Consider the following 24491-nt stretch of genomic DNA (forward strand, 5'->3'; position numbering starts at 1 on the left):
TATAGATCGTTTCTTATTATACCCAATGAAAATTGATTTATAAAGGCATACCCTTAACAACTCCATTTGCATACAAAACGGAGGGCAAGTAACCAGCCCTCCGTAATATCATAACAAATTAAAATGTATCTAGCTCAGGGTTTTAGGGAAGATGGTGGTGCTCTTCTTTAACAGTTCTACTGCGATCTTTCCAGCCTCAGCTCTGGTCATATTAGACTTAGGATTAAAGTTGTAAGAAGCCTTCTTTTGACCAGCTATGCTTACTTCAGCGCCATTCATAATTTTTGCCTTCGACACCGCTTGGACTGCCGACAAGGCGTAAGACTCTATTTTACCGGAATCCAAAAATGACTTGGCGACTGAATCCTTTAATTTCTGATCGTTAGCTGCCAATTTCAATTTCAGGGCTCTGGCAATCATTACAGCTGCCTGCTCACGAGTAATTGGCTGATCCGGAGCAAATACTCCATCGGTAAGTCCAGTCACTATACCTGCTCTCGACGCAGTTTCAATATGGGCATAGTCCCATGTGATTGAACTCGCTCCAGGCACCAGATCGGAATACGTCTTGTTGTCATCATAATTAAGTGGAAGATTCAACCCTTTAACCAGAAGTGTCGCGAATTCACCTCGTGTCGCTTGATCGTCTGTTCCAAATTGCTCAAACCGAAGATTTTTCATAATCCCCTTTGAGTAAAGAGCGTTCAAAATATTTCTGGCCCATTGATGATTCGTGACGTCATTATAGCCTCGGCTCATTTTCATTACCTTATAATACCCAAATTCATCAAAAGGAACGGAGATCGTGTGCTTATTGGTATCTACAGTACCGCCAATATTCTCCCATTCCCTTTTATTGTTGTATTTGAAGACTGTAACAATAGTTCCCGCGTCTTGTACAACATTCGGGTCAAAGGCTAATGTCAATTTCCCCCGCTTAGACGGTGTAATGATACGTTCCGCAGGAGTCTGTGGATCCCCAAACAATCCATCTACAGAATAAGGAGCCAAACCATTCGTAGCTGGAATATGCCCTGGCGTTGATGTGGTTCCAAGCTCACCCAATCCTCCGCTGATCCAATACACTTCCGATATGCGTCCAAAATTGCTGCTCTCATAAGGAGAATTGAACCGGAGCGTAAATTCATCTGGAATCGTCCAAGTTGGTATGCCACTCTCTTTAAAAGTTTCAGGGAAGCCGATGACGTTCCCATAATCGTTACGCCGTTCTACAACACCCGTGGCTGGGTCTGCAATCCCAAACCGCAGCTTGTTATTAGGATAGTACTTCGTCAAATTACGCGTATCCGTACTTTGCATTACCGTTCCTTTAGGGAAGGTTAATTCCACTGCTTTGTTAAACACACTGTATTTGTCTGCTGTTTTAGGTGACATGTATTGTGCATCGACTGCTACTGTACCGGTATAGAATATTGAAATAGTGTCTGTACTTGTCGTAGCACCACGAACAATTTGAATTTTGATGCTGTTAGCTTTATCTGCCTTCAACCCTACATAGTCCAGTACAAATCTCCCTGGCCCCAAATCCGTACGTTTGACTGCTTTCTCTTTGTCTATGATGACATCTGTAGCCCCTTCAGCTTCAATATCAAAATGAACAAAGTTTTTATTAACAACATATTGAGTACCTACAGAAGGCTGAGGAGAGAGAATACGATACGCACTTACTTCTCTAACAATCTCCAGCTTCTGACTGGTTTTGGCTCCTGTACTGTTTATCAGCTCAAGAGTGTAGATATACGTTCCTGGCGTATCATTCACAAGATCCTGAATCCGCATTACAAAGTCTTTTTGACTTCCGGCAAAATTAGTTGTATAGCGTTTATCTGCAAAAGTCGGGCTGGGAGTAACCGATGGATTCGCAATGGCAGGAATATCAAGTGACAGGATATTTTTTGTTCCCATATTCAAATTGAGTTTTACCGCACCGCTTCCTCTAAGTACCAGATCATAAGTTTTCAAGCTGGTAGTATACTGATTATCTTTATATATAAAATCAGGAGTTAAGTTAAATAGTTTGGTCAACAGTTCATCCGTTGGCCCATAGCTTGAATCAGGAAATGTACTTCTAACAGTACCCACAGCGGGTTGAAACTTACTTATGGTTGATACGTTCTCATCGAGAATGTAAATGCGTAATTCCTTGCGGACTTCCCGGGTTTGCCCCTTTTCATCCGTACCTGTGCCTGTAAAGACAATTTTATTTTCTCCAAACACTAATGGCCCCGCGGTCGCATTAATCGCTAAATTAACTTCAAATCCACCTGCGGCGCTTTTAAACCAAGTTTTATCTAAGCCGGTTGATCTTTCTTTTGTTCCATTCACATACATTTCAGCCACGAAGTAATCGGAGTTTGAATTGAAATCAATATATTGCCCCTTAATAGCAAGGGTCTTGCCAGCCTCGGAATCAATAACAATAGTCTGTCCATCTGTAAGGTTGGATACATAAATATAGCTTTTAGAGGCAAAGGAAATATTAACATCTTTATATGCAGAGGAACCCTCAATGTTGAATCTAACGGTCTGGTTCCCGTTTTGGAAATCCTTTATTTTAAAGATATGCTGTGTACCTGAAACAGAAGTTACCAACTCCGGTGTCAGACCTGCAGTGGAAATCGGTAAATATTTCGCAATCAGTTTCGCCGGGCTAGTCACTGCTGTATTTGTTTTAACCAAGATGTAGAACTCACTGGCATCCACCTTAGCCCCATTAAGAGCTACCCCGGGTGGAATATCGCCCGTTCCATCGTATCCTGCAAGATATTTCATATCCGTGATTACGATTCTATCTTTCATATACTGAAAATCAAAAGAACGATTTACGGTTTTGGTTCCATAAGCTACCGAAAGATTATGTGTTTGCGTCTCTAATCTGTTCGCTGGCGTTGCATTGTCTTTGTTTAGGGTCAGCGGCATTTCAAAAGAAACCAGCCGATATGAAGGTGCATTCTTGATAGGAGAGGGTACCAAGACCTCATCTCCCGCGTTCAAACCGATAAGACCAGCACTGTCCAGTGTTATACCGCTCCCATAGGTAGGTGTTGACACTGCTCCATTCATTTTCACTACTGCCGAACCCGCAAAAGGGACTCCCGCATTATCCGAAACCATCATTTGAACCATTAATTTTGCAGTATCTGAATTTTCCGTCATCACCGGCTGATCGCCATACAGCAGATCCTGACCCTGACTTTGCGAATCAACCAAATACATTTTAACTATAGGATTCTTCTCATCATAATAAAAGAGCGTATATTCAAAGCTCAATGTATCTGAGCCATTCTGCACAACTAATTTAAGATTATTGACACCCGGATTAAGCGCCATACGCTGTGAGAAAAACGTTCCATCCTGCAGTAAGGAGGTGTTTGATGCACTTTCATTATTAATGGCAGCAGTAACCTTTGTTGCATTTAACGCTTTACCTTCAAGTGTAATTTCTTTATTGGCTACGACCAATTGTGCTCCTTCGTTCAAATTAAGCTTCTCTGAGCCACCCAGAACTTGAAGTCTCTCGACATAAGGAACCTGATCAAATAGTACATAAAAAGCCTCAGAACGGTCATTGCTTCCCTGTGACCCTGTAAGAGTAATCTTGTTCATGCCTGGAAACAATGTCAGATTTGCGCTAAAGCGGTTGTCAGGACTGTCAATATCCAGCTGGACAACACCTGGCGTTACATGTGTAGCATCCTCTACCCATTTCCCATCATCCCAGTTCAAACGTTGTACATTGGCCCCCAGAGTAGAACTCGTAACTTTTGTAAACGTTCCTGTAACTGGTAAATTAGCATCCGTTACTTGCAATACATTGGTTCTTGAGATTTGTTTTTCTATTGGAGGCAGTAATGTCAGATCAACAGTGTTTCTCAATTTCGTATTATCTGGCGTAAAATAACTGGTAGGCTTAAGCGTATCTGCAGCCACTGCAGTATTCATAAGTCCAGTTGGAATTAAAGATACAATTAAGGCGAACAGAAGCGTCCATACAAATGGCTTTCTCATGCGCTGCATGTCATTAATCTCTCCCTTTTGATGATATTAATTATTTTATCGGTCCTACAGAAGATAATTTGAAGGAATTCCTTGAATTTTCTACACGCTTATAATTTGCGCTTCAACAAATTCCTTCAATAATCCCCTCTGGAATGCAAAAAGCCCACCCTACATCAGGATGAGCTTTTCAAAAAAATATATATTAATAGCAATACAAATCTTAAACAAATCCTACAGCTTCGAGCCTCGTTCCTGACTAACTTTCATTCGCATTCTCAGGAAGAAGTCAATCACAGGACGTTTGGTCTTACTGATGACACCGGTAATCTCCGCACCAATTTGCAGGAAGAACAGCATTACGCAAATGACTACAAAAGTAACCCAGTTTGCTTCGTAAAGTGAGGCAGAGGTCTGGATAACAGCCAATACACCGAAAAATGTAGCAATTCCATAAATGATCAGTACCGTTTGACGGTGGCTGAACCCCAGTTCGCGCAGGCAATGATGCAGGTGGCCTTTATCCGGTGCGAATATTGGTTTCTTCTGCAGCTTGCGGCGTACGATAGCAAAGAATGTATCAGACAAAGGCACCCCTATAATGAGGAGCGGTGTAATAAAAGAAACGACGGCAATTTGCTTAAACCCAAGAAGTGCAAGCAGAGCCAAGCAAAAACCTAAAAACAGTGAACCTGTATCACCCATAAAAATTTTGGCGGGGTGAAAATTAAAGAACAGAAATCCTATGATGCTGCCCAGCAGCAGCAGGCACAGAAGTGCAACCATTGTATTTCCCATCAAGAAGGCCATCACTGCAATGGTGGCAATTGCGATACCAGATACCCCGGCAGCAAGCCCGTCCAACCCGTCAATCAAGTTAACGGCATTCGTGACACCCACAATCCAGAAAATAGTCAGTGGAATAGCAATCCAGCTTTCCAGCGAAGAATACGTATTATGAAAAGGAATATTTACGAAATCAACAGTAATACCAAAACCGAAGACTACTATGCAGGCAGCCGCAATCTGGCCCAGCAGCTTCACCTTTGCCGAAAGTTCAAACCGGTCATCCAAACCGCCGATCAGAACAATCATTCCGCCGCCACACAGCAGCGCTTTGATGAAGCTTACCTCCCGCGGAGTGAAGTCATAAGGAATAATTGGCAATACGGCAAGCAGGCCCAACACAAACGCCAGAAAAATACCAAGTCCGCCAAGGCGGGGCATAATCTTCGTATGCACTTTACGGGCATTCGGCACATCTGTAGCGCCAATCTTAATAGCGAATTTCTTCACCAGCGGCGTCAAGAGTAAGGCGAGTCCCATGCACACAATAAATCCGGCGATGTATATGATTAACATTTGATCAGTCGACCCCCATTTCTCTACCGCATTGAATTATACGCTGAACTAAATACAAATTCCAATTCCGTTTTTGGGCTGCTATTCTTATTTTCACGGTGAATATCCGCATTTTACTGAGCTTTTGTCACTTTATCTTTCTCACGCATCACTTTTACTGCGAATTTCGGCAGCGCAAGCATTCTTTTATAGCGTGTCGGTTCTTTAAGAAGACGATATAACCATTCCGCTCTAAGTTTCTGGAAGGCAATGGGAGCCCGTTTGGTCTTGCCCGAGATCACATCAAAGCTCCCTCCGACCCCCATCATCACCGGAATGTTCAGTCTGGATTTATACTTGGCGATCCAAGGTTCCTGGCTGTCAGCGCCTCTGGCAACAAAGAGCAGATCCGGCTGAGCCTCCAGAATTCCAGAAATAATCTTTTCGTCGTCGTCGGGTCCAAAAAAACCATCATGATATCCCGAGATTACGATCCCGGGATACTGAGTTTGTAACCGGGAAGACGTCTCGTGAATCACTTCCGGGGTAGAGCCCAGCAGATAGACCTTCCAGGTATATCTTTCGCCTTGGCGCAGCAATTCATGTAAAAGATCAAATCCGGCCACACGCTCCGCTACGGGTTCACGACAATATTCCGCAGCCCACACGACGCCTGTCCCATCAGGCACCACCAGTTCCGCCGATTTCATGATCTCCATGTAAGCGGGATTCTCCAGCGCGGTCATAACCATGATCGGATTAGCAGTAATTACCTGATGCGGTTCACGGTTGCGGACAGCTTCTGTCAAATAAGCGACTGTGGCTTTCATATCGATTTTAGACACCCTGATGCCAAAAATTGGAACTGTAGGTACCGGACTTTCTGCTTTCACTATCAATCATCCTTTGCGGTGGAAATATTCAACAATTTGCCGGGCAGGAGCCTCGGCTTCTTCTACTAAAGCAGCAATTAGCGGCTCGCGCTTACGTTTCCAATCATCTCCTGCTTCCAGAAGATGAAGGACTTCAGCGGCAACTTCTCCGCCGTCCAGCGAAGTCGTAGAACCGATGGGCCGACAGTCGATCCGCTCAAGAAAGTGATCGATCTTAGGATCATAGGAGATCCCCATCAGCGGCACACGCCTTCCGGCAGCATAGATGAGACTGTGCAGCCGCATCCCGATCAGCATATCGCATTCTCCTACCTCGCGCAACATCTGCCGGGGATGGAGCGCATCTTCACAGATGCTGATCCTGCCGCCCTGACGCGCAATACCTTCCTCCAGTTTCTGCATCACATAACGGGAAGCCTCATTATCTGAGGAATGATGGAAAGGCAGGAAGCGCAGATGCAGCGGAACTTGCCCACAGGCTTTTAGCAGGCCTTGCGCAATGGCATCCAATTCCTTACGGGACTGCTCCCAGTAACGCACCGATATCCCGACGGTCTTCAATGCAGTATCGCGGGTAATCTCCTCTAAGGGTTGGAAACCCTCGGGAAGAGAGAGTCCCATCACAGGATCAGGAACAACCTCAACAAGTTCCCGGTCAAGACCCATAGTCTGCAGCAACTGGCGAGATTGCTCATCCCGCACAGACACATAGCTGCATTTGCGGAAAACGGATTTGATCAACGGATGGAACAGCTTCCGGTTTACCGGACCAATGCCCTGGGCATAAATATATGTCGGCTTTCTCATCCATTGAGCCAGCTTTATAATCCCCAGGTAATAAGGAATACTCTTGCTGCCCGTCACATCCTGCAGCAGGCTTCCGCCGCCGCTGATGAGACCTGCACTCTCGAAAATGGCCTGGCGTACCTCACCCAGCTTCATCCGGTGGACAGCTTTCACACCATAAGTAGCCGTTGTCCACTCCGGATCAATGGATAATACAACAGGTTCAACCGGTATGCCGGCAGCTTGTGAATGCTTCTGCAGCGCATCTAGAATAGACTGCAGCACTGCCTCATCCCCGCTGTTGCGGAAACCATAATAGCCGGAGAGGATTATTTTTTGAGCAGCGGCGACCATCGTTTCCAACACCCTTCTGCAATCTGCCATACGCCAACGGCGATAAGCCCGATAATCAGACCAATTCCCAGCCCAAGCAATCCGCGGATCAGGGAGATCAACACAGGAGAATGGATATGGGCAAAGGTATCCACCATCGAAAGCTGGCCGATAACCGCAATAATCATAATAAACGCAGCATTCCGGTATTTATAGGCCATGAAAGCACCTAAAATGAACAGCGGATGTGCCAGCAGGAATTCTTTATTGCGCGGCCGGATATTAACTGTATTCTCCAGGAAGGTCCGGAGAGTCATCTCCAATGGACTTACACTGCCGCTGTTGCCGGTCCGGGTTAAGTAATACCAGCCCATGATCGCCAGAACGCCGGCAGCGATAACCATTATGAGTGTAATGGGAGTACGCAGCAGCTGGCCTGTCTTGCTAAAAGTGAATTCACCACGGTACAGAAGCACATACAGCGCAGTCAAGGCAATCGGCGCCAAGTGCAGCAGGCTGACACCACGGAACTGATTGAGCACAAGGCTGTACGTAATGTTGTTCAGAAGTGCAATTACAAACGGTACGGCACTAAGCGAGATCAGTGCTGTCTTCACATAAAGTACAAGACTGTGCACCAAACGCCGCTTGGGACTCATGACCGTATAGGTTAGTTTATTGGTTCGAAGCGGCGGCCCCTGTTCATTAATTTTGCGGATCGCCATTACTGTCGCCACAGTCGGGGCGCTGATAGCTACCGCAAGTGCCAACGCCTGTTCAAAAAGCTGAGGCTTTACTACAAGCAGTCCGGCACTTCCCAGCAATCCCAGTACCCAGGCAGGAAGTGTGAGCCATGGAATGAAAAAAGAGACAAGCAAAGCAACCATGGATACCGCACCAATTACAGCCCCAAGCTTGAAATAACGCTGATAGGAGGAGTCTACAACTTCAAAAGCCGTAGCTTGTCCCAGGGTAAAACCGTTATCCTCAATTTTATCTACAGCACCCCCGGGATCGCTTAGACTCGTTATGAGGTTATCCAACGTGTCGGTCACCTGAGCTTTAGCGGTGTTTCTTGCCGGAATCGTATTGAGATAAATCATCCGGATATTACGGTCTTTGGTTGCAAGCGCGAAACGGTCAGCAATGATTTCCGGTGACAAGCCAGAATCTTTTTCACTGAGAGAATACAACCGTGCGACGTTATAATCGAGCTCATAGGCGAGTTTATTAAAACCTTTTTGCTGGGCCTTAATATTCTCAATTGCAGCAATCCCCATTCCGCGTTCCTTCATAAGTTTTCCAAAGGCGTCTAAACTCTTTAAGTCAGCGTCATCATTATATCCCTTGACCGACTCGCCTTCGAAAAGAATCCGCTTGACCCCGAGTTCCTCATAGCGGTCCAGCAGTTTCTGTACTGCTTCCTGGTTATACTTTAAGGAGTCCACTAGACGGGGGACAATGTTGAACCCTTTGCCATGCAGCATGTCCAGCGTCATCGGATCCGGCTGTAGCGGTTTCATTGTAGCATCTTCAATCGGAGTCTTGATGATCAGACCCTGCTGTCCGCGGAAACTCCAGTCCTCCGTTCCAATGTCAAGACCGCTGAACGCTTCACGTATCATTGCCGAGAGTGCATCACTATTATCTGCGCTCGTAAAGAGGACATATGTATAGTTCTCATTCTCCGGAATCACAGTGTCGGTAAGATTAGCGATATCAGCCGCTCCCCATAACATCAAACGGCGGGCCTTACGGTAATCCTCAAGCGTACTTTCATAAATTGCCATGCTCTGAACGCCGGCATCCTTTAAACGGTCAAGCTGGTCGGAAATATAATCCTTCGGATTAGAGCGGTAGCTGGCCACTTCAACCAGATCGCGGTAATCAAATACAAATTCAACCGTTTTGGATGATTTCTCCGTCTGCAGCCGGTCATAAACAACCGGGAGCGCAGCCAAGACACCAATTATTACGATAATCCACAACCACTTTCGCGAAGCTATATTCCATCGTTGCCATTTCTGCTGCACCAAAAGTACCTCCTCTTTCACTTTGAAGCCTAGTACCGTTTATAAAACAGTCTTCACTGCCAAGCTACATATTAATTAAAATCGCTCTAAACTCAAGCAGAAACGGATGTGCATCCGGTTAGGAGCAGTATCCGTTTCTGCGGGAAGTTAGCTATCTCGTATTATTTCCCGTCAACGCGGGCCATAACCTGCTGCGTAAGTGCAGCAACCTTATCCTTGGCATTCTGGAGCGATTCACCGCGAACCGCAAAGTACACCTTGATCTTCGGCTCTGTACCGGAAGGCCGCAGGCAGAACCATGAGCCGTCGGATAACAGATACTTCAGCACATTTTCCTTAGGCAGGCCATTCAGCCCCAGAGAGTAATCCAGAACCTCGCTTACAGAAGCACCTGCGATTTCCTGCGGGGGATTGCTGCGCCAGTCATCCATGATTGCCTGAATCTGGGCTACACCGTCTTTACCCTTCAACGTCCGTGATTCCAGACTTTCCAGGAAGAACCCAAACTTGCTGTACAGCTCCTGAAGCACATCATAAAGCGTCTTGCCTTGAGCTTTGTAATACGCCCCAGCTTCTGCAATCAGCATGGAAGCCAGAACGGCATCCTTGTCCCGGGCATAATTGCCGGCAAGATAACCATAACTCTCTTCGTAACCGAAGAGGTACGTGTATTCCCCGGACTGTTCGAACTGGGTCATTTTCTCCCCGATATATTTGAAGCCGGTCAGCGTATTGAATACAGTAGCGCCATAATGCTCGGCAACCGCTGCGCCCATTTCACTCGTCACGATGGTCTTGACAACAGCACCGTTCTTCGGCAGCTTGCCTTGTTCCTGCAAACGGCTCAGGTAGTAATGGATCATCAGGGCCCCGGACTGGTTACCAGATAAAACAACGAAGTTCCCTTCATTGTCCCGTACGACGGCCCCCATCCGGTCTGCATCAGGGTCGGTACCGATCAGCAGGTCGGCATTCAATTCTTCGCCAAGTTTTATAGCCAGGGTAAAGGCTTCCCGCTCCTCGGGATTCGGTGATTTCACCGTCGAGAACTCAGAATCCGGCTGCTCCTGCTCTGGCACCACATGGACCTGCGTAAAGCCGATCTTCTTCAGTACACTGCGGACCGGCAAATTGCCCGTTCCATGCAGCGGAGTGTACACAATCTTGAAATCTTTGCCAAGAGTAGAAGCGATCTCTTCACGGGCAACACTCACAGCAGCTACTGTATCTGTAAAAGCTTCGTCTTCTTTCTCTCCCAGCCAATGCAGCAAGCCTTGACTTTCTGCATCTTCACGGGAAATCCGCTTTACACCATTGAAGGAATCAACCTCCAATATGTAGGAAATGACTTTCTCCGCCTCGTCCGGCACCAGCTGTCCACCTTCAGCATTATAAACTTTATAGCCGTTGTATTCCGGCGGGTTATGGCTTGCTGTGATAACAACGCCACCTGACGCCTTCAAATGACGGACAGTAAAGGAAAGCTGCGGCGTCGAACGCAGGGATGGAAACAGATGCGCCTCAATACCGTTGCCGGCCAGCACAAGGGCTGCCTCCAGCGTAAATTCGGGTGAGAAGCGGCGGGAGTCATGCGCGATGACTACGGAAGGTCTGCCTTCTCCAGTATGCTGCTCCAGTATATAATTAGCGAAACCTTGAGTGGCCCGGCCTACTGTATATCGGTTGATCCGGTTGCTGCCTGCGCCGATAACCCCGCGCAATCCGCCTGTGCCGAACTCCAAATCTCTATAAAAGCGTTCTTCCAGTTCCTGTTTTTCATTCGCAAGAAGGTTAAGTTCTGCCTTCGTGTTCTCATCCACAGAAGGGTCCTGCAGCCAACGTGTCAATGTTTCTAGCGCTTTCGGGCTTAATTCAGTCATATGAATCTCTCCTTATCCATATTATGATATATGATTGTATAACAGGTGCTAGCTGAGCGCGAACATAATTTCGCCAGAGGCTACAATCTTGCCCTCCACCTTCGCGGTGGCTTGGCCTTTTCCGATGCTGCCTTTAAGCCGGGTAATCTCCACCTCAAGCGTTAGCGTATCTCCCGGTACTACCTGGCCACGGAAACGGAAACCGTCCAGTCCGGCCAGAAAACCGATTTTGCCCCGGTTGGCTTCAAGTCCCAGAATAGCTACGGCGCCTACCTGTGCAAGAGCTTCTGTAATCAGAACGCCGGGCATTACCGGATAACCCGGAAAGTGACCGGTGAAGAACGGTTCATTTACCGTCACATTTTTGATGCCGACAGCCCGTTTGCCCATTTCTATTTCTGTAATTTTGTCCACCAGCAGAAATGGAGGCCGATGGGGTATTATTTCTTGAATTTGATTGATATCCAGCATTGTCGCAAAGCTCCTTTCGGATGTAACCGCGTGTTTAAACAATCCGCTGGGCAGTACTTTGATTTTATTCTTTTACAAAGTCTGCATAAATATTGGCGGCTTCGGTAAAAACTATAATTATCCTTCACCACCTGCAGCAGTGGAGGTTAAGATAAGGGGCTTTCTCCACCGCACGCGGCAGCATGGCGGAGAGGGCCCTTTTTGGCGTTCCTTGGTCCCCAATCATTATACATTTTCCAGTATAAAAAAGAAAACTCCCTTAGACAACCAGGGAGCTTTAAAACACCTCATATTTAAGGTGCGAACACCAAATCATATACATGCTTCCAGGTACTCCACAGAAGCACATCACTGAATTCCTTTTTGCCTAGAACGACGTAACCGACCACAAGACCACTCGCAAGCGCAGCTACAAGCAGCAAGGGAATCATAATCCACTGGATAATGGCCCATATGGATACTCCACGCTTCTTCACCGGCTGCCGTTGATCTTCTTCCGGTTTCTTATTGTCCTGACGACTCATTCCTTCACCTACCCACGCATAGAATTGGCCAGGCCAAGCATCTGGTCACTGGAGGAAAGTGCCCGTGAGACAAGCTGATAGGTGCGCTGAATCTGCATCATTTCCGTTATTTCCTTGCTGAGGTCAACGTTGGACTGTTCCAGATATCCGGAACGCACTCCTACTGCTGAGGCTTCACCCGGTGCTCTTTGGAGGAAGGCTTGCTGCGCTGTGACTCCGTCAGCAAGCACGTAAAAATTACCGTCGACTGCCTGCATCGCACTCTTGCTTAGCGGTTCTACAATCATAATTGTACCCGCTACCCGGGCCGGCGCATTCTCGCTGGTCTTCGTGAGCACCCGGCCGCTCTCATCAATAGCGGCACTTACATTCGCAGGTACTGTTAAAGGGTTGCCGTCTGTATTCAATACAGGATTGCCTGTATTATCTACCAACATCATATTATCGGGGTTGGACACATCCGGCGTAAAATGAAAATCCCCTTGCCGTGTATAAGCGGTAGCTCCATTCACCTGAACCCCAAATAACCCGTTACCTTGCAGCGCCAGATCCGTCGGATTCCCTGTTTCTTGAAGCGGACCCTCTTCCCAGTTGGTCTTAACCCCAGGCACACGGACCCCAAAGCCGATATTGAAGCCAAGCGGCATGCTGCGGCCGGGCTGATCGTAGTCTTTGGACTGCTGCTGAACACGGGTCAGAACGTCCTCAAACGAACCTTCTTTGCTCTTATAGCCATTGGTACTCATATTAGCAAAGTTATCCGCGATAATATCCAGACGCTGCTGAAGGCTGGACATTGAGACAGAAGCGCTGATTGCCGAATTGTTCATGGATTAATCCCCCTCTATACTCTACCGACTTCATTGACGGTCTTCTGCAGACTGGTGTCGTAGAATTGAATGACTTTCTGGTTCGCCTCATACGCCCGGTATGCAGCATTCATATCCACGGTTACCTGGGTAGGGTCCACATTGGAATTCTCCAAATATCCCTGGCGCACCTGCAGGTTATCTCCTGCGTTAGCATAGCGGATTTCCGCAGCCTCAATATCATCGGCATGGAAGACACCGTTACCGTCGCGCACTAGTTCCTGCGGTCTCGTGATTACACTGACACCAATTTTGGTTCCGGAAGGAAGCCCTGTAGCCGTATTGATCAGATTGCCCTGCCCGTCCACTTTAAGATTATCCTGCGGGCCTGTCAAGACCAGCGGGTTGCCGTTAGCATCCAGAACATTAAATCCTCCGGCGCTGAGCACCTGTCCGGTCGCGCTAACGCTGAAGCTTCCGTTGCGTGTATATAAATTATTGCCTTCGTTATCTTGAACGGTAAAAAATGCCTGCGGCCGGTAGATAACCTCGCCTTCAGGAGTTACATATTTGCCCGACCCGTCAAAAGCTATGTTGTCTCCGGTAGCAGGGTCCGCGACCTGTAAGTCAGTAGACAAGGCAAAGTCAATCGACTTTCCGCTTTCAATCAGATCGCCCTGCAAATATTGGGAAACAGATTGTTCTGCAAAAACCCCTGTGTTGAGGCGGCCTACCGGCTTCGTGGTGCCGCCACTCATGGCTGAAATCAATACATCGGGAAAGGCATGGCTGACACTATCGACCTGCTTGTACCCCGTTGTATTCAGATTGGCAATGTTTTGCGTCGCCGTATCATGTCTGCGCTGCTGCGTGACCATCCCGGCAGCGGCCGTATATAATCCTCTAATCATGAGGGCAATTCCCCTTCCTGAATCTGCTATTATCCTTTATTATCGGCAGCTTAGAACTTTTTCTTAACGACCTTGTCCAAATGATCCAACATAATCCCCGTTCCCTTGACCACACAGTGCATCGGATCTTCAGCTACCCAGACAGGAACATGCAGCTGCTCCGAGAGCAGCTCGTCCAGCCCGTTAAGCAATGCGCCGCCGCCGGTCAGTACAACCCCGCGGTCAATAATGTCGGCCGACAGCTCCGGCGGTGTACGCTCGAGCACTGATTTTGCCGCAGCGACAATAGAGGAAACCGGATCCCATAATGCTTCTTTAACCTCACCGGAGTTAATGGTCAGTGTTTGTGGAAGTCCGCTGACCATATCCCGGCCGCGAATATCCATTTCCGCCTGCATGCCGCCCGGCCGGACTGTTCCGATGGTCACTTTAATATCCTCAGCCGTGCGCTCACCGATGAGCAGTTTATATTTCTGTTTAATATATTTTAAAATGGCATCGTCGAACTTGTCCCCTGCAATTTTAATGGAGGAGGCGGTAACGACGTCGCCCATGGACAGGACAGCTACATCCGTCGTTCCGCCGCCGATATCGACGACCATATTTCCGCTTGGTTGATAAATATCCATACCCGCTCCAATTGCCGCGGCCTTGGGTTCTTCTTCCATATAAACATCCTTGGCCCCGCTGCGTTCCGCCGCTTCACGGATCGATTTCTGTTCAACTGATGTAATATTCGTGGGGGCACAGATCAAAATGCGGGGCTTAGCGTACCAGGTACGGCCGCCAACGCGGTCGATGAAATATTTCAGCATCATTTCCGTAACGGCAAAATCAGCAATAACGCCATCCCTAAGAGGACGAATGGTTGTAATGTTTCCAGGTGTCCGTCCTACCATGCGACGCGCCTGTTCACCTACCGCAAGGACTTTCTTCGTATCACTTTCAAGTGTGACCACGGAGGGTTCATCCAGAACGACTCCCCTCCCTTTAACATGAATGAGCACATTGGCCGTACCGAGATCGATTCCGATATCCTTGCTAAGCATAATGAAAGAGCCCCCAAAGTGTTATTTTAAATGAGATTAGTTAGTGAGTACCAAATTTAAAAATACCATACTTTAGGGGATATACACAATGTAATAAACCTGAATTATTGCTTAAAATTCCGAAAATATCATGGCTTTGCGGCTACGGCAACCTCACGTTTTTTACCGGTCGTTTTCTTATATTTAATTTTTGTGGCTTCTCCCCCCCGCAAATGACGGATTGATTTGTGATATTCGAGAATGTGCTTCACCTGATCGGCCAAATCAGGGTTGATCTCCGGCAAACGCTCGGTTAAGTCTTTATGCACCGTGCTCTTTGAAACGCCAAATTCCTTGGCAATGGTCCGGACTGTATGCCTGGTTTCCACGATGCAGCGTCCGATTTTGATCGTACGTTCTTTGATGTAATCGTGCACGCTCCCGCCTCCCAACTGTGGATAGTTTGGTACATTATATGAGGGGCGGGCCTATATATTCGCGCTTTCAGGGGATGACAAGCCCTGGAAGGCTCATTTTATTTCCTGGACAACCGTAAGAAGGGCCCATTTCGGCGGAAAACAGCTTACTTCTGTCCTGCTATGCTCCGCAGAACACAGCAACAAAAAAACAGGAGGCATTCGCCTCCTGTCTAAAAGTTATGCTTAACGCTGCGGCAGCAGATCCGAAGGATTGACTACCTTGCCATCCTCGTACACTTCAAAGTGCACATGATTGCCAAGATTTTTCTCAATTTCACTGCGTCCGGCCGTTGCCAGCGTGTCGCCTTGCTTTACTTCATCGCCTTGCTTCACTTTGGTGTCGCCGAGGCTCTGATATACCGTCTTCAGATTGTTCGGATGGGTAATCTCTACAACCTTGCCGAACACTGCAACATCTTCAACCCGTGTTACTTCACCGCTAAGCGCTGCCTTGACATCAAACGTCTTGTTGTCCTCACGTGCGATGTCGATTCCGACATTCGGCACGAAGGTGTCATTGTACTGCACCATAGCCGCTACATGGTTCTCTTCCGTCCCATTCTCATCATAGAACGGTTTTACCACTTCCACTTCTCCGGGACTGGCTACAGGCCAGGTCAGAGTTTCTGCCGAAGCGACAACTTCCAAAGCCTCAGGGTCGTTTGCTGCACCGGCTTCTTTGCTGGGTTTAGCGGCATCCTGTGAAACGACTGCGTTGGTGTCGGAGTTCAGCGGCTTCTGGCCGGCATCCTGATAGACCCACACCAAGGTTAGTATAATAGCCGCTGCCGCCGTGTAGACTGCCGGGAATACCCACCGTTTGGAGAACAGCCTGTTCCATGAAGAAGGCTTAGCGCCTGAATCTCCCTGCTTGTTTTTGAGAGATTCATCATGGGTTGATTTGTTTTTTTCTTGTTCATTCATATGTTTATCACCTCAGTAACCAGTGTTACCGGGCGCTTCGCTTTTATACGTATCTTTCAAGTTATTTTTTCAGAAGAGTTGAGACTTGAACAAAAGAGATACCGCTGTAATAGTGTTTGAGAATTTGTGTCGCTGTGCTGCCTTCCTTGGCCATGCCGTTTGCCCCCCACTGGCTCATGCCGACTCCGTGTCCATTCCCGTAAGTTGTGATTATATACTCGCTGCCCTTTCGCTTCCAGGTAAACTGGCTGGAGCGCAGCCCCAGCTTCTCGCGCACCTCCCGTCCGGTAAATACGGTTCCTCCAATCGATATCTCCTTGACCCGGTGTCCCGCAGTCAGAGACAGTACTTTCACAGGCATCTGTGCAGAAGAAGAGGAGACCGGCTTCGCCCCTCCGGAAGCTGTAAGATCCTTGGAAGCAGGTAAAGCCTTGCCGCTTAACCCCAGCTTGCCTATCAGCTCTGAAATACTAAAGGTATAGGTTACCGCGAGATTCGGTGTAATCTCCTGCTCCCAGGGGCTGGCTACACTGCGCAAATAAGGCACGGCGGCATTCCAGTAGTCTTCCGAATTTTCCGTATAGCCTCCACTGGAGGCGAAAAAGGAGGCGGTGATCGGCTGCCCCTTATAGGTCATAATGACGCCGCGCGTTTCGCGGACCGCGCGGCGGAGTTTGGCCAGCCCGGCGCTTTTGCCGCCGCGCACCCAATCCCGTTCCAGCGCCGCCTGCGAGACGTAAGCCTGATGGCTTACCGTATCGGTCACATCCGCGCCCGGAACGGGCACGCCACTGCTGTCGCCGGCCACTAGGCGGCGCATAATGAACGTGCGGGCGGCCACGGCCTGCGCTTTGAGCGCTTCGAGCTCAAAGTCCGCCGGCATTTCGGCCGCCAGCACGCCGCTGACGTACTCCTCCAGCGGCAGGGTCTCTATTTGTCCGCTCTGCGACAAATAGACATGCACTTCCGGCTGCGGGGCCTCCCCCGCAGCCGCCTCAGGCGCCACAGGCCGGTCCGTGGCCTGTGGCATGGCCTTGGGCACCGGATGCGGATGCCCGCCTCCGCGCAGCGGGACAATCGCCAGCGGCAGCAGCAGCGCTGCCAGCAGCGGCGCTGCGAGCCAGGCGGCCGGGGCCAGCCGCTGGATACGGGGCGCTCCGCGCCGGGTGCGTGCGTAACGGCGTTTGAATTTGCGCCGCAGGTAGTGGAAATCTTTCATCTCTATGGCTCCTTCCGTAAGTCACCGGTGATTCTTATAGATATGAGTTTTCCACAACTGCTAGAACGCTATTCTGAGAGTGAGAGAATCAAATTGCCGTGAAGTTAGCAAAATTCTCAATCGGCACAAGTGGAAACGGCTTCGCCGTCCTCAAAAGGACGGTATCCGTTTCAGCGAGAAATAGAAGGATAATTTATAGCGTGAAGCATATAAATTCTTATCTTTTAAAAAAGACCGCACCGCAAATGCGGAGCAGCCTATTTCATTTATATTATTTACGATTATACCCAGGTTGGCTGAATCTGAAAGCGCGGCTTCAGCTCATCGCTTTTGTATGATTCGCTTTTGGTAGCTTCCGGTTTGGCAATTTCTTCTTTAGATGCCGCTACAGCCGGCTCTTCCATGGAAATCCGCCAAATGTCTGCACCAAGTCCCGACAGCTTCTCGGCCAGATTCACATACCCGCGGTCAATGTGATGCGTACCACTCACTTCCGTAGTCCCTTCGGCAACAAGTCCCGCCAAAATAAGCGCAGCGCCTGCACGCAGGTCCGTAGCGCACACTTTAGCGCCGACAAGCTGAGCATTGCCGGTCACAATCGCCGAACGGCCCTCAATCTTGATCTCGGCGTTCATGTTGTGGAACTCATCCACATGCATAAACCGGTTCTCGAAAACGGTCTCCGTTACGACACTTGTACCTACGGAGCGAAGCAGCAGCGCCATCATTTGCGACTGCATATCGGTAGGGAAACCCGGATACGGCAATGTCTTCAGATCAACAGCCTTCAGTGGCTTGTCGCTGATGACGCGCACGCCATTCTCATCAGGAATGATCGTAACGCCCATTTCCTCCATCTTGGCAATAACAGGTCCGAGATGATCGGCAATCGCGCCTTCAACGTATACATCCCCGCCTGTGATCGCTGCAGCTGCCATGTAGGTACCTGCTTCAATCCGGTCAGGAATCACATGATGTTTTACGCCGTGAAGCCGTTCTACGCCCTCAATACGAATGACGCCGGTCCCAGCTCCACGTACAATGCCGCCCATTCCGTTCAGATAGTTGGCCAAATCGACAATTTCCGGCTCTTTCGCGGCATTCTCAATCACAGTTACGCCTTCAGCGAGTGCTGCGGCCATCATTATATTTTCAGTCGCACCCACGCTGGCCACATCCAGATACACCTTGGCTCCACGCAGTCGACCGTTTGATTTCGCTTCAATGTAGCCTTGGCCCAAGCTAATCTCGGCACCAAGCGCTTCAAATCCCTTCAAATGCTGGTCAATCGGCCTTGTACCGATGGCACAGCCGCCGGGCAGAGAAATGCGTGTATGACCCATACGGGACAATAAAGGGCCCATCACCAAAAAAGAAGCCCGCATTTTCCGCACCCATTCATAAGGTGCTTCACAGGAAGTGATGTTTCTAGCATCAACCTCGATGATATCGTTCTGGTATGTAACACCTGCACCCAGAGATTCCAGCACTTTGCTGATGGTCATTACATCGTCTAGCGGAGGTGCGTCCACAATGACGCTAACTCCTTCTTCTGCCAATAGAGAGGCGGCTATGATCGGTAGTACGGAATTTTTTGCGCCGCTTACTTTCACGCTCCCGGTCAATCTGTTGCCACCGCGGACGATAAATTTGCTCATTTCGGTTTCCCTCCGCGTCCATATTTCTGAAATAATTTTGAATTTAAGATTCATTTGTTAAATATCGGATATTCCGTCTGTGCGCCCGATGTGCGGGCACGTTCCTTAAACTTCAGTGTTGACATAATAAAACCTTATTATTCGACACCTTTTTCGCATCCATAGACCTATACAGATATAACCAAACTCACTTGCATTAAAACACATTGCGGAGCAGCCCGCTCCAGCCCAGGTAATCCAGCAGAAACCCCGCCACGAAATGACCGAGGACGATAGCCAGCAACAGATGGAGCAGTCTTCCTTGAGGGCTCTTGGGATATCTTATGACCAAATCGAGCTTAAGGTTCTGAAGTGCCCACCAAGATAATACGACACAGAGCAAAGAAACGATCATTGAAACCAAACCGCTGGTACCGATCGCGCTGGATAAATCATCGTAGATCATTTGTTCCATGTTACCTCCTGTGTGAATGTTACTTGGAAATCGACTCTTATATCATACTTGCGCAGATGAAAAGAATCCAGTACTTTTACGAATTTTTAAACATTTCGCCCATTAAGCCCCAGGTTCATGACAATATGTTCATTTTTTACAGGTTTTTTATTCCAAAAAAAATGCAGCCAAGCTATAGGCTTGACTGCATTTCGTGCTACTGTTGTCCTTTTCCGGTGGACACTTTAATCCGTGTAACGGCGCGTTGCAGCGCCAGCTCCGCACGGCGGTGATCAATCTCATCCTGTTTGCTGCGGGTCTGAAGACGGCGTTGTGCCCGTTCTTTAGCCGCTTCGGCGCGTTCAACATCGATATCCTTAGGCAGCTCGGCACTTTCAGCCAGAACTGTCACCTTGTCTTTATGCACTTCTACGAACCCGCCATGAACGGCGATAGTGACGGAAACACCGTCCGATTTTACAGTGAGCGGAGCAACCTGAAGTGGAGTCACAAGCGGAATGTGTCCCGGCAAAATGCCCAGCTCGCCATTGACTCCCCGTACTGTCAGGCTATTAACCTGCTTGGAGTAGACAAGACGCTCCGGCGTGACAATTTCCAACAAAAAGGTATTCACTTCCATTCCTCCTCAAAGCTTTACCCAGTAAAGCTCGCATCGAAAGCATGATCTAAAGCTCAGAATTACATGGATTTCGCTTTTTCGACCGCTTCTTCAATCGTACCTACAAACAGGAAAGCTGCTTCCGGAAGATCATCGTGCTTGCCTTCCAGAATCTCTTTGAAACTGCGAACAGTTTCTTTGATCGGCACATATTTGCCTTTAAAGCCGGTAAACTGCTCTGCCACATGGAAAGGCTGGGACAGGAAACGTTCAACTTTACGGGCACGGGCTACAATAACCTTGTCTTCTTCACTCAGCTCATCCATCCCCAGAATGGCAATGATGTCCTGAAGCTCGGTGTAACGCTGCAGCAATTGCTTAACGCCTTGTGCGACGTTGTAATGCTCTTCGCCGACAATTTCGGGAGCCAGCATACGCGAACTGGAAGCTAGTGGATCCACCGCAGGGAAAATCCCCTTCTCGGAGATTTTACGCTCCAGGTTGGTCGTTGCATCCAAGTGGGCAAATGCCGTTGCCGGAGCCGGGTCAGTGTAATCGTCCGCCGGTACGTAGATCGCTTGAATGGAGGTAACGGAGCCTTTTTTGGTGGAAGTGATGCGCTCCTGCAATTGGCCCATTTCTGTTGCCAGCGTTGGCTGGTAACCTACCGCTGAAGGCATACGGCCGAGCAGGGCCGATACTTCGGAACCTGCTTGGGTAAAGCGGAATATATTATCGATAAAGAGAAGCGTATCGCGGCCTTCCACATCACGGAAATACTCCGCCATGGTCAGACCGGTCAAGGCTACACGAAGACGTGCACCCGGCGGCTCATTCATTTGTCCAAACACCATGGCCGTCTTCTTGATAACGCCAGAGTCGGTCATTTCATGATAAAGGTCATTACCTTCACGGGTCCGTTCACCAACACCGGCGAATACGGAAATACCGCCGTGCTCTTGAGCGATGTTGTTGATCAGTTCCTGGATAGTTACCGTTTTACCTACACCGGCACCGCCGAAGAGGCCGATTTTACCGCCTTTGGCGTATGGGGCCAGCAGGTCGATAACCTTGATCCCGGTTTCCAGAATTTCCGCTTGGGTTGACAGTTCATCATAAGTCGGGGCAAGACGGTGAATCGGATTCTTCTCTGCGACAACCTCAGCACCGTTATCAATAGGGTTGCCAAGTACATTAAATACCCGGCCGAGTGTAGCTGCGCCAACGGGAACCGAAATCGGTCCACCCTGGTCAATCGCGTCCAATCCGCGAACCAGACCATCCGTGGACGACATGGCGATACAACGGACCAGATTGTCACCCAGGTGATTGGAAACTTCAAGCGTCAGATCAATAATGCGGCCGTTCTCCAAGCTGGTTTCAATCTTGATAGCGTTGAAAATCTCGGGCAACTGGCCGCGTTCGAATTCAATATCAACAACCGGACCCATAATGCTTACAACGCGTCCTTTGTTCATCTTCATTTCCCTCCTCGAAAGCTGTTACATTGAGAAGAAACGGCAGTGCTGTCTTCAGGAGTCTATGCCCCTGAAGCGAGCGGTACGTTGTATCGCTCTACGGCACCCGTTTCTTGTAGATCAAGACTGCGCATTTGCTCCGGCAACGATCTCAGTAATTTCCTGCGTAATCGCCGCCTGACGGGCACGGTTGTACGTAAGTCTAAGGTCTCCGATCATTTTCGACGCGTTCTTAGTGGCACTGCCCATCGCTGTCATCTTCGCACCCAGCTCACTGGCTTTGCCGTCCAGAATTGCGCTATAAATCAAAGTTTCGGCATATTTCGGAAGCAGCACTTGCAGTACGCCTTCCGGTGATGGTTCGTATTCATAGGCTGCACTTGCGCCTGTGTGCTCCTCACCCACTGCATCCATTGGGAGCAGACGGTCAACGGTTGGCACTTGGCTGATGGCATTCACAAACCGGTTATAGCAGATATAAAGCTCATCATATACACCTGTCTCAAACTGCTGAACCGCCGAGTAAGCGATCGACTTAATATCAGAGAATTTCGGTGTATCGGACAGCTCGGTAACTTCCTCTACAATCGGGTATTCACGGCGCCGCAAGAAATCACGGCCCTTACGGCCGATGACGAAGAGCGCATATTCGTCCTTGGAACTATGCCGCTCTGCCAGAAGCATCGTTACTTTACGCAGGATATTGGCATTGTATCCACCCGCTAGACCTCTATCGGAAGTAACAATAATATAGGCGGTCTTCTTCACGGGACGGCTGACCAGCATCGGATGCTGCAAGTCCTGTGTACCGGCAGCAATACTCGATACGACCTCTTTCAGCTTCTGTGAGTACGGACGGGCAGCTTCCGCTTTCTCCTGCGCTTTGCGCAGCTTGGAGGCGGCTACCATCTCCATTGCTTTAGTGATCTGTCTGGTGTTTTGAACGCTCTTGATTTGACGTTTAATATCACGCATACTTCTTGCCATGATTTCACCACCTTAAAGCTTTGACGAAGTCAAAGCTGACCTCGTAAGCATAAACTGAGCTTTGAAGAAGTCAAAGCTAACTTCGTAAGCATATATCAGAGCTTCGGCAGAGCCAAAGCCCGTTTCAAAGCATGGGTAGACAGTTATTTGCGATTAGCTGGTCGCGAAGCCTCTTTTGAACTTCTCGATCGCTTCTTTCAGTGCTGTCTCGTTGTCTGCCGTCAAATCCTTTGTATCAGTGATGGATTTGATAATGCCGGCAGCGCTGCTGTCGATGAACGCCAGGAATTCCTTCTCGAAGCGTTTTACGTCTTTGACAGGAATATCATCCAGGTGGCCTTTAACAGCGGTATACAAGCTGAGCACCTGATGCTCAACAGACAACGGCTGGTTTACGCCCTGTTTCAGAACCTCCATCATACGGGCACCGCGGTTCAGACGGGCTTGCGTAGACTTATCGAGATCGGAACCAAACTGGGAAAATGCCTGGAGTTCGCGGTATTGGGCCAGATCCAGACGGAGTGAGCCGGCAACCTTCTTCATAGCTTTGATCTGCGCTGATCCCCCTACACGGGATACAGAGATACCGACGTTGATCGCCGGACGCTGACCGGAGTTGAACAGGTCGGATTCAAGGAAGATTTGGCCGTCTGTAATCGAAATTACATTCGTAGGAATGTAGGCCGAAACGTCAGAGGCTTGGGTTTCAATGAAAGGCAGTGCGGTTAATGAACCACCACCCAGCTCATCGCTGAGCTTAGCCGCACGTTCCAAAAGACGGGAGTGCAGATAGAAGACGTCACCCGGGAATGCTTCGCGGCCTGGTGGACGACGGAGCAGCAGGGACAATTCGCGGTAAGCGGAGGCTTGCTTCGAAAGGTCATCATAAATGACAAGGACATGCTCGCCTTTGTACATGAAGTACTCGCCCATTGCACAACCTGAGTATGGAGCGATATAAAGCAGTGGGGACGGCTCGGAGGCCGACGCGGTTACAATAATTGTATACTCCAAAGCACCATGGCGGCGGAGTGTTTCTACAACCTGCGCCACTGTGGATTGTTTTTGACCAATGGCAACATAGATACATTTCATGCCGTTGCCCTTTTGGTTGATGATCGCATCAATTGCGATAGCTGTTTTACCGGTTTGACGGTCACCAATGATGAGCTCGCGTTGTCCGCGGCCAATCGGCACCATCGCGTCAATCGCTTTAAGACCGGTCTGCATCGGCTCATGAACCGATTTACGGTCGATAACACCCGGTGCATTGTTCTCTACCGGACGGAATTCTGTCGTATCAATCGGACCTTTGCCGTCCAGCGGCTGGCCGAGGGCATTCACTACACGTCCCAGCAGGGCTTCGCCCACCGGTACCTGCATAATTTGTCCCGTACGTTTAACTTGATCGCCTTCACGAATCGCCGTATACTCACCCAGAATAACAACACCGACGTTGCTTTCTTCCAGATTGAGCGCCATGCCCACTACTCCGTTGGAGAACTCCAGCAACTCGCCTGCCATTGCGTTTTCCAGACCGTAGACACGGGCGATACCGTCTCCGACTTGAATGACGGTGCCAATTTCGGCCACTTCGATATCGGCTTTATATTGCTCAATTTGACTTTTGATCAAAGTGCTGATCTCTTCAGGTCTGATGCCCAATAT

Annotated in this window: 20 protein-coding genes; all 20 read right to left on the bottom strand. The window is 48.9% G+C overall.

The window, feature by feature from the left end:
• Positions 1–129: 129 nt before the first annotated feature.
• The 20 genes from H70357_RS31495 to atpA all read right to left on the bottom strand — a co-directional run bounded on the left by H70357_RS31495 (position 130) and on the right by atpA (position 24488).
• Positions 130–4038, bottom strand: coding sequence for an S-layer homology domain-containing protein (locus H70357_RS31495; RefSeq protein ID WP_038597367.1), 3909 nt, complete (start codon positions 4036–4038; stop codon positions 130–132).
• Positions 4039–4251: 213 nt separating this feature from the next.
• Positions 4252–5379 (bottom strand): glycosyltransferase family 4 protein, encoded by a 1128-nt coding sequence (locus H70357_RS31500; RefSeq protein ID WP_038597370.1) that lies wholly within the window; start codon positions 5377–5379, stop codon positions 4252–4254.
• Positions 5380–5492: 113 nt separating this feature from the next.
• On the bottom strand, positions 5493–6257 hold the full coding sequence (locus H70357_RS31505) for a WecB/TagA/CpsF family glycosyltransferase (RefSeq protein WP_379145783.1): 765 nt from the start codon (positions 6255–6257) through the stop codon (positions 5493–5495).
• Entirely contained in the window at positions 6258–7391 is a 1134-nt protein-coding gene (csaB, locus tag H70357_RS31510) for a polysaccharide pyruvyl transferase CsaB (protein ID WP_038597375.1), read from the bottom strand.
• Positions 7367–9403 carry a DUF5693 family protein gene (locus H70357_RS31515; RefSeq protein WP_038597378.1) on the bottom strand — a complete coding sequence of 679 codons (2037 nt, stop codon included), beginning with the start codon at positions 9401–9403 and terminating at the stop codon, positions 7367–7369. The genes csaB and H70357_RS31515 overlap by 25 nt, the downstream gene beginning before the upstream one ends.
• A 161-nt stretch (positions 9404–9564) precedes the next feature.
• Positions 9565–11283 carry a phospho-sugar mutase gene (locus H70357_RS31520; RefSeq protein ID WP_038597380.1) on the bottom strand — a complete coding sequence of 573 codons (1719 nt, stop codon included), beginning with the start codon at positions 11281–11283 and terminating at the stop codon, positions 9565–9567.
• A gap of 48 nt (positions 11284–11331) precedes the next feature.
• A complete protein-coding gene (gene fabZ, locus H70357_RS31525; protein ID WP_038597382.1) occupies positions 11332–11754 on the bottom strand; it encodes a 3-hydroxyacyl-ACP dehydratase FabZ in 423 nt (140 codons plus the stop codon).
• A 293-nt stretch (positions 11755–12047) separates the two neighbouring features.
• The gene (locus H70357_RS31530) at positions 12048–12278 is read right to left on the bottom strand and encodes a DNA-directed RNA polymerase subunit beta (protein ID WP_038597385.1); all 231 of its coding nucleotides are present in this window, start codon (positions 12276–12278) and stop codon (positions 12048–12050) included.
• Positions 12279–12286: 8 nt separating this feature from the next.
• On the bottom strand, positions 12287–13108 hold the full coding sequence (locus H70357_RS31535; protein WP_038597387.1) for a flagellar hook-basal body protein: 822 nt from the start codon (positions 13106–13108) through the stop codon (positions 12287–12289).
• 14 nt (positions 13109–13122) lie between these two features.
• Positions 13123–13998: a flagellar hook-basal body protein gene (locus H70357_RS31540; RefSeq protein ID WP_038597390.1), complete on the bottom strand. Its 876-nt coding sequence runs from the start codon at positions 13996–13998 to the stop codon at positions 13123–13125.
• A 50-nt stretch (positions 13999–14048) separates the two neighbouring features.
• Complete coding sequence (locus tag H70357_RS31545; RefSeq protein WP_038597393.1) at positions 14049–15047, bottom strand: rod shape-determining protein; 999 nt, start codon at positions 15045–15047, stop codon at positions 14049–14051.
• A gap of 128 nt (positions 15048–15175) precedes the next feature.
• A complete protein-coding gene (spoIIID, locus tag H70357_RS31550; protein ID WP_038597396.1) occupies positions 15176–15463 on the bottom strand; it encodes a sporulation transcriptional regulator SpoIIID in 288 nt (95 codons plus the stop codon).
• A gap of 225 nt (positions 15464–15688) precedes the next feature.
• Positions 15689–16429, bottom strand: a complete 741-nt coding sequence (locus tag H70357_RS31555; protein WP_038597399.1) for a stage II sporulation protein SpoIIQ — start codon at positions 16427–16429, stop codon at positions 15689–15691.
• A gap of 61 nt (positions 16430–16490) precedes the next feature.
• Positions 16491–17648, bottom strand: coding sequence for a stage II sporulation protein D (gene spoIID / locus H70357_RS31560; protein WP_038597401.1), 1158 nt, complete (start codon positions 17646–17648; stop codon positions 16491–16493).
• A 281-nt stretch (positions 17649–17929) separates the two neighbouring features.
• The gene (murA, locus tag H70357_RS31565; protein ID WP_038597404.1) at positions 17930–19306 is read right to left on the bottom strand and encodes a UDP-N-acetylglucosamine 1-carboxyvinyltransferase; all 1377 of its coding nucleotides are present in this window, start codon (positions 19304–19306) and stop codon (positions 17930–17932) included.
• 196 nt (positions 19307–19502) lie between these two features.
• Positions 19503–19760: a DUF1146 family protein gene (locus H70357_RS31570; protein ID WP_038597407.1), complete on the bottom strand. Its 258-nt coding sequence runs from the start codon at positions 19758–19760 to the stop codon at positions 19503–19505.
• 196 nt (positions 19761–19956) lie between these two features.
• Entirely contained in the window at positions 19957–20373 is a 417-nt protein-coding gene (locus H70357_RS31575; protein ID WP_038597409.1) for a F0F1 ATP synthase subunit epsilon, read from the bottom strand.
• A gap of 65 nt (positions 20374–20438) precedes the next feature.
• Positions 20439–21836: a F0F1 ATP synthase subunit beta gene (atpD, locus tag H70357_RS31580; RefSeq protein ID WP_038597411.1), complete on the bottom strand. Its 1398-nt coding sequence runs from the start codon at positions 21834–21836 to the stop codon at positions 20439–20441.
• 120 nt (positions 21837–21956) lie between these two features.
• Positions 21957–22823 (bottom strand): ATP synthase F1 subunit gamma, encoded by an 867-nt coding sequence (gene atpG, locus H70357_RS31585; protein WP_038597413.1) that lies wholly within the window; start codon positions 22821–22823, stop codon positions 21957–21959.
• Positions 22824–22976: 153 nt separating this feature from the next.
• Positions 22977–24488 (bottom strand): F0F1 ATP synthase subunit alpha, encoded by a 1512-nt coding sequence (atpA, locus tag H70357_RS31590; protein ID WP_038597416.1) that lies wholly within the window; start codon positions 24486–24488, stop codon positions 22977–22979.
• Positions 24489–24491: the final 3 nt, after the last annotated feature.

The sequence above is a fragment of the Paenibacillus sp. FSL H7-0357 genome, from assembly GCF_000758525.1.
In the GTDB taxonomy this organism is placed as follows: Bacteria; Bacillota; Bacilli; order Paenibacillales; family Paenibacillaceae; genus Paenibacillus_AQ.

Bases quoted from the DNA above. Each gene is read 5' to 3' on its own strand.
- H70357_RS31495 (WP_038597367.1), bottom strand. From the start codon at position 4,038: ATGCAGCGCATGAGAAAGCCATTTGTATGGACGCTTCTGTTCGCCTTA.
- H70357_RS31500 (WP_038597370.1), bottom strand. From the start codon at position 5,379: ATGTTAATCATATACATCGCCGGATTTATTGTGTGCATGGGACTCGCC.
- csaB (WP_038597375.1), bottom strand. From the start codon at position 7,391: ATGGTCGCCGCTGCTCAAAAAATAATCCTCTCCGGCTATTATGGTTTC.
- H70357_RS31520 (WP_038597380.1), bottom strand. From the start codon at position 11,283: ATGACTGAATTAAGCCCGAAAGCGCTAGAAACATTGACACGTTGGCTG.
- fabZ (WP_038597382.1), bottom strand. From the start codon at position 11,754: ATGCTGGATATCAATCAAATTCAAGAAATAATACCCCATCGGCCTCCA.
- H70357_RS31530 (WP_038597385.1), bottom strand. From the start codon at position 12,278: ATGAGTCGTCAGGACAATAAGAAACCGGAAGAAGATCAACGGCAGCCG.
- H70357_RS31535 (WP_038597387.1), bottom strand. From the start codon at position 13,108: ATGAACAATTCGGCAATCAGCGCTTCTGTCTCAATGTCCAGCCTTCAG.
- H70357_RS31540 (WP_038597390.1), bottom strand. From the start codon at position 13,998: ATGATTAGAGGATTATATACGGCCGCTGCCGGGATGGTCACGCAGCAG.
- H70357_RS31545 (WP_038597393.1), bottom strand. From the start codon at position 15,047: ATGCTTAGCAAGGATATCGGAATCGATCTCGGTACGGCCAATGTGCTC.
- H70357_RS31555 (WP_038597399.1), bottom strand. From the start codon at position 16,429: ATGAATGAACAAGAAAAAAACAAATCAACCCATGATGAATCTCTCAAA.
- spoIID (WP_038597401.1), bottom strand. From the start codon at position 17,648: ATGAAAGATTTCCACTACCTGCGGCGCAAATTCAAACGCCGTTACGCA.
- murA (WP_038597404.1), bottom strand. From the start codon at position 19,306: ATGAGCAAATTTATCGTCCGCGGTGGCAACAGATTGACCGGGAGCGTG.
- H70357_RS31570 (WP_038597407.1), bottom strand. From the start codon at position 19,760: ATGGAACAAATGATCTACGATGATTTATCCAGCGCGATCGGTACCAGC.
- atpD (WP_038597411.1), bottom strand. From the start codon at position 21,836: ATGAACAAAGGACGCGTTGTAAGCATTATGGGTCCGGTTGTTGATATT.
- atpG (WP_038597413.1), bottom strand. From the start codon at position 22,823: ATGGCAAGAAGTATGCGTGATATTAAACGTCAAATCAAGAGCGTTCAA.